Annotated in this window: 5 protein-coding genes; 1 reads left to right on the top strand and 4 read right to left on the bottom strand. The window is 46.1% G+C overall.

The features are described 5' to 3' along the window. The 3 genes from SFV55_RS28475 to SFV55_RS28465 all read right to left on the bottom strand — a co-directional run. Positions 1-1057, bottom strand: a 1057-nt coding sequence (locus SFV55_RS28475) for a M23 family metallopeptidase (RefSeq protein WP_320032994.1), incomplete at its 3' end; no start/stop codon positions are given. Between the two features lie 176 nt (positions 1058-1233). Beyond that, a complete protein-coding gene (gene aat, locus SFV55_RS28470) occupies positions 1234-1932 on the bottom strand; it encodes a leucyl/phenylalanyl-tRNA--protein transferase (protein ID WP_320032993.1) in 699 nt (232 codons plus the stop codon). A 52-nt stretch (positions 1933-1984) separates the two neighbouring features. Then, positions 1985-3073, bottom strand: a complete 1089-nt coding sequence (locus SFV55_RS28465) for a COX15/CtaA family protein (RefSeq protein ID WP_320032992.1) — start codon at positions 3071-3073, stop codon at positions 1985-1987. A 570-nt stretch (positions 3074-3643) separates the two neighbouring features. On the opposite strand from SFV55_RS28465, the gene SFV55_RS28460 reads away from it, so the two are divergent. Further along, on the top strand, positions 3644-4306 hold the full coding sequence (locus SFV55_RS28460; RefSeq protein WP_320032991.1) for an SOS response-associated peptidase: 663 nt from the start codon (positions 3644-3646) through the stop codon (positions 4304-4306). Between the two features lie 71 nt (positions 4307-4377). Here SFV55_RS28460 and SFV55_RS28455 read toward each other — a convergent pair. Next, positions 4378-5275, bottom strand: an 898-nt coding sequence (locus SFV55_RS28455) for an aminotransferase class I/II-fold pyridoxal phosphate-dependent enzyme (RefSeq protein WP_320032990.1), incomplete at its 5' end; no start/stop codon positions are given.

The following is a 5275-nucleotide window of genomic DNA, read 5'->3' as shown; positions in this document are numbered from 1 at the left end:
TCACCAAAGCCGTATCCAATTTCACCCAAAACTGTGTTTTCGCTGTATTGCCTGCCACATCCTTGATGATGATGTTCACCTTACGGGTTTGTTTCTCGGCTATGTTGATTTTGCCATTTTCCAGTACCTGGTTGTACATGGATAAGCCATTACCAGGCAATAGGAAACAACGGTGAAAGTAAGAATTGCGCGACACTCTTTCTTCATAATCCACGTGAGCATTGATGTAGCGGGTTTCTGAAAAATCGAGTTTTTCTACCGCAAAATGGTAAACTTGCTTGTCATCCACCAGTAAGTCGAGGGTATAAATGCCATTCCAGTTGTTCACACCATCCATGTGGTCATAGGCTTTGATGGCCAGGCCCACTTGTTTGGTTTTGACTTTAAGGGTATCTCCAGTTACTCCGTATTGGGTATTTTTGAGGAGCAAGGGCACCCGGCGGGTTTCGGCCAACTGGTTGTTTTCAGCGATTTGGTAAATTTTGAGTTCATGCACCCGGGGAGGGGTGTTGTCCAGCACTTGTAATCCAAACAACAAGGGGTTGATGGATCGGTCGGTCGCGGTTTCCCGAATTTCAAAGTGGAGGTGTGGCCCAAAGGAATGGCCAGTATTGCCCATTTTGGCAATCAGCTGACCTTTTTTAACCGGAAAGCGCCCTGCCTCAGGGTATAATTCGACAGCGAACTGCTGTGCTGCATATTGTTTGTCTTCAATGTACTTGGCCAACTCTGGCGAAAAGCCACTCAAATGGGCGTAAAGCGTGGTATAGCCATTGGGGTGCCGCAGGTACATTACACTGCCATAGCCTCCAGGGTTGATTTTGATGCAATACACCTCGCCGTCACCCGCAGCATAAATGGGTACCCCCAGGCCACCTTTGATGTCGATGCCCGAATGAAAGTGATCCGGGCGCAATTCACCAAAAGTACCCGACAAGCGCAAAGGGCCACTCACTGGTGCAGCAAAAAAATCCTTGGGGTAAATACCTTCGGTACTGGGTACAACAAAAGCCAACAGTACTAGTGGAAGTAAAAGCGAGAGCAGTCGAATCAGCATAGCGTTTCGGAATCTTTTAGGGGGCGACAAAAAACAAATTATCCATTTGATTCAAAAATGAACATTTATTTTTGCTCCACTACTTGTTTACAACGTTGATTTGTTACAGATCGATCTATTGCATCAGTTGACCTTTGGGAAAGGACTGAACTTTGAGTTGATGTGGCTAAAATAAGTTATTCTGCGAGAACTTTTGTCCATGAACCTGTTAAAGTCTCCAGCTTTTTATTTTCCTGCAGGTATTTCAAAAAAGATTTTCGGCTGATCGGCTTGGCGCCCAGGCTGCCCAGGTGCTGGGTTTGTTGTTGACAATCAATCAAGGTGAAGTTTTTTTCCCGCAGTTTTTGCACCAGCGTGATGAAACCAAACTTGGAGGCATTGCTCACCCGGGCAAACATCGATTCTCCAAAAAAGATTTTTCCCAAAGATATACCGTACAAACCACCCACCAGCTCTCCTTCCTGCCACACTTCAACGGAGTGGGCATAGCCCAATTGGTGGACTTGGACATAAGCTTGGATCATATCTTCGGTTATCCAGGTGTCGCCCGATTGCCCATTTCGATTGGATTGTTGGCAGCCGCGCATGACTGCTTCGAAATGCTGGTCAAAACTGACCTGAAATTTTTTCTGGTTGAAATAAGGCCGCATGCTTTTTGACACCACCAATTCATCGGGAAACAAAACAAAACGAGGATCCGGCGACCACCACAAAATAGGATCACCTTCATTGAACCATGGAAAGACCCCCCCCGCGTAGGCTTCCAACAAACGGGCAGGAGATAAATCTCCCCCTACCGCCAGAATCCCTTCAGGAGTAGCTAGTTCTGGTGCCGGAAATTCCAAGGATTGATCATCCAACCAAAAAACGGGCATCTTTGCAAATAATTAACATTGAAAAAAGTTTTCCACAAAGTTTTCCACATTGTCACTTTTTTGCGTTCAGCCGCAAGTGATAATTGAGGAAAAGTATGATGGTAAGGAGTACTAAGGCTCCGGCTTGGTGCAAAACACCAAGACCAACAGGCACAGTTCCCTTACAGTACAACAAGGTAAAAATTCCCAACAAAACTTGTATAAAAATCATTGTGGGAAGTAGTGGAAGGGCCGAGCGGAAGGGGCCTTTGGGGGCATTGGTCATGGCTTTGTAAAAATACCATAAAACAATGACAACCAATGCATAAGCTAAGCTTCTGTGCATGAGTTGAATCAAGGCAGACATGAAGGGTCCGCGGTCGTACTGTATGAAATTGAGGCTGTCCCATTCACTGCGCTGCAAGACCACAGAGGGTATCCATTCACCGTTCATTTGGGGCCAGGTAGGGTAAAAAAGACCCGCTTTCATGCCCGACATGATGCCTCCTAATACAATTTGTACACCGAGCAGGATTGCTATCCATAATCCCCACTTTTTTAACAAAACAGTGTGGATAACTTGTGGATAATGTGTAAAAGTTGTCAACAAAGTCCAGAATAAAGTACTGTATACAGCCAGAGCAATGGACAAATGTAAAGTTAATTTGTAGGCATTTACCCAGGGGCGATTCACTAAACCACTGGCTACCATGATCCAACCGAAGGAAGCAGCCAGTGCTGCGAGTAATACGACAAGCCCTAAACGTCGGAGCAATGGACGGTCAATCCAGCCCTTGAAATAAAAAAACAAGAAGGGGATCAAAAAGACAAAACCCATCGAACGTGCCCAAAGCCGGTGGAAATATTCCCAGAAGTAGATGAACTTGAATTCGCTCATGCTCATGCCTTCGTTGATTTTTTGGTACTGGGGCGTTGCCTGGTACTCCACAAATTCTTCTTGCCATTGGGCTGCGTTCAACGGAGGTAAGGTACCAGTCACGATTTCCCATTTGGTGATCGACAATCCCGAACCTGTAAGTCGGGTCACACCACCAATCACCACTTGCATAAAAACCATAAAAACCCCAATCATCAGCCAAACTTGAACGGCTTTGGGATAAATAAATGCAGCAGACTTTGAGGAAGCGGTTTCGCTTGACATGCGTTTGTTTTTTTTCTCGAACAAAGATAAGCGCTTTTTTGTGGCAAATTTTTTCCGCCGAAGTAGCGCTATGATTAAATAAAATGATTTTAAATTAAAAGACTAATCAGATTCATCATCAGCAGTGTTAGTATGTGGAGAAAAAAATGAGTTAACTGAATGTTACCTCAGTGTTAAGATTTTAATTACACTTATGCACAACAAACCAACAGGCAAAAGTGGGCCTAATCAAGTAGTTCCGACTTTTGTCCACAATGCCCCGAATACTTGTTAACAGCATAACTTTTTTCAGCGCAAATGTGAACGAGCCGTTGGTGGGCGGCTCATTTTCTGGCATAGCGAAAGGAAAACACTGTAGAGAATGGGGATAACTTTATTTCCAAAGACCAGATGTTAACGAGTGTGTATAAGTAGGGGCTAAACTGACGCTTTTCCACTAAATTGAGGTGGAAAACGTTTTGAACTAAAGTCCATTCTATCAAGGCTTTAGGGCAAAAGCTAAAAAAGGCCTTGTTGGTAACTTTTTAAAATTATTTTTCCACAGCTCAATCATCACCAAACTGCAACATTATGTGCGGACGTTATTCTTTTTCTACATCCAAAGCCAAAATAGAGGCTGAACTAGGCACTACGCTGGAGGTTGAGGACGATGTACTCCAGTCCAACTACAATATAGCGCCCACCCAACAAGCCTATGTCATTAGCAACCAGGCGCCGGGGGCCTTGCAATTGTTCCAATGGGGGCTAATCCCCTCCTGGTCCAAAGACCCTAAAATGGGGGGCAAGATGATCAATGCCCGGTCCGAAACGGTACTGGAAAAACCAGCTTTCCGCAATGCCATCCGGCAAAGGCGTTGTTTGGTGTTGGCAGATAGTTTTTATGAGTGGAAAAAAGAGGGCAAAGACAAAACTCCTTTTCGGATCCTACCTGCCCAAGGGGAGCTACTGGTCATGGGCGGCATTTGGGAAACCTGGCGTGGCGAGGGAAAAGTTATCCACAGTTTTTCCATCATTACCACTGGGCCTAATGCCGAGATGATGCCGATTCACGATCGAATGCCGCTGGTGCTGCCCGATAGGGAATCACGGCAATTGTGGCTGGAAGAACGGAACCAGGCGGTGATTGAGGGGATGTTGCATACACCTGGGGATGGGGTGTTGAAGATGTATCAGGTATCGGATAAGGTGAATTCGGTGCGGAACAATGGGGTGGAGTTACATGAGGGGATGTAACTAAAAAACAAAACCCCTGGAACAAGCGAACTTACTCCAGGGGGTATTGATCATATCATTCAAAAAGCCAATTACCGCATATCCGCAATTGCCTCCAATTTTTGTACATAAGCACCTGCTTCCAATTTCTCTTTGATGTCTTTGAAAGCCGCGAGTGTCAGATCTACATCCTCATCGGTATGTGCAGCAGTAGGAATCAAACGCAGCAGGATCATACCCTTCGGAATCATCGGGAACATCACCACTGAGCAGAAGATGCCGTGGTTTTCACGCAGGTCCTTCACCAGGTTACCAGTTTCATCCACGGAGCACTTGAGGTACACCGGAGTAACGCAGCTGTTGGTGGTACCCAGGTCGTGGCCCATGGCGCGCAGACCACCTTGCAGGCGATTTACGATGTGCCAGAGTTTTTCACGCAGCTCAGGCATAGAGCGCAACATGTCCAAACGCTTCAATGCACCAATTACTAAAGGCATCGGCAGTGACTTGGCAAAAATCTGCGAACGCATGTTGTAACGCAGGTAATCGATGATGTCGCGCTCGCCAGCAACAAAGCCACCGATAGAGGCCATCGATTTGGCAAAGGTACTGAAGTAAAGGTCTACTGCGTCGGTTACCCCTTGGGCTTCTACCGCACCAGCACCAGTTGGGCCGAGCATACCGAAACCGTGTGCATCGTCTACAAAGAAACGGAAATTGTATTGAGCCTTCATGGAAGCAATTTCCTTCAGGATACCCTGGTTACCACGCATCCCGAATACCCCTTCAGAAATCACGAGGATACCCCCGCCAGTTTCTTTGACGTGCTCGTTGGCTTTTTCCAATTGCTTCTTGAAACTTTCGAAGTCGTTGTGTTCAAAAGGAAAACGTTTGCCGATGTGCAAACGAACCCCATCGTAAATACAGCCGTGGCTGTCTTTGTCGTATACGACCGCATCGTGGCGGCTGAGTACAGAATCAATGATAGAG

Source organism: Haliscomenobacter sp., assembly GCF_033763495.1.
Classification (GTDB): Bacteria; Bacteroidota; Bacteroidia; order Chitinophagales; family Saprospiraceae; genus Haliscomenobacter.
Note: the sequence above shows the minus strand (reverse complement) of the source record. Positions and strands in the feature narration are given on the sequence as shown.

What these genes read in the sequence shown, in the direction of transcription:
- aat (WP_320032993.1), bottom strand. Translation starts at nt 1,932, where the DNA reads ATGCCCGTTTTTTGGTTGGATGATCAATCCTTGGAATTTCCGGCACCA.
- SFV55_RS28465 (WP_320032992.1), bottom strand. Translation starts at nt 3,073, where the DNA reads ATGTCAAGCGAAACCGCTTCCTCAAAGTCTGCTGCATTTATTTATCCC.
- SFV55_RS28460 (WP_320032991.1), top strand. Translation starts at nt 3,644, where the DNA reads ATGTGCGGACGTTATTCTTTTTCTACATCCAAAGCCAAAATAGAGGCT.